The 444-nt window shown below is 75.0% G+C and carries 1 protein-coding gene; it reads right to left on the bottom strand.

Features of this window, described 5'->3' with window-relative positions:
• The coding region (locus EOE48_RS29555; protein ID WP_210249625.1) for an MBG domain-containing protein at positions 1-444 on the bottom strand (444 nt) is incomplete at both ends.

Raw genomic sequence — 444 nt, 5'->3', positions numbered from 1 at the left:
CGCCGAAGCCCGCGGTGGCGTCGTAGGTCTTGGTGCCGGTGACGGTGAGCAGCGCCGGATCGACCGTGAGCGCGCTCGCGTTGCCGGCGGCCTGGACGAAGCGGTAGTTGCCGTCGATGGCGGTGAGCCCGCCGCCCGTGATCGCGTAGGTGCCGACGTGGCTCGAGGGCGTCGCCCCGGTCGCGAAGGCGAGGGTGCCGGTGGTGGCGCTGCCCTGGCTCTCGCCGGCGACGAAGCCGCTCACCGTCCCGGTCGGCGCCGGGTTGGCCGCGCCGTAGATCCGCGCCGCCGGGTCGGCGGTGTAGGTCAGCACCGCGGGGGAGATGGCGGCGGAGAGCGTCGGCAGGCTGAGACGGTAGTTGCCCGCATCGGCCCCCGTCAGGCCGAGCCCCGACAGGGCCACCGCGATCCCGGTGCCGGCGTTCCTGCTGGCGAAGGTGCCGA

Origin of the sequence: Methylobacterium oryzihabitans (assembly GCF_004004555.2) — a bacterium.
Lineage (GTDB): Bacteria > Pseudomonadota > Alphaproteobacteria > Rhizobiales > Beijerinckiaceae > Methylobacterium > Methylobacterium oryzihabitans.
The sequence above is the reverse complement of the archived record's forward strand: the minus strand, read 5'-3'. Positions and strand labels throughout refer to the sequence as shown.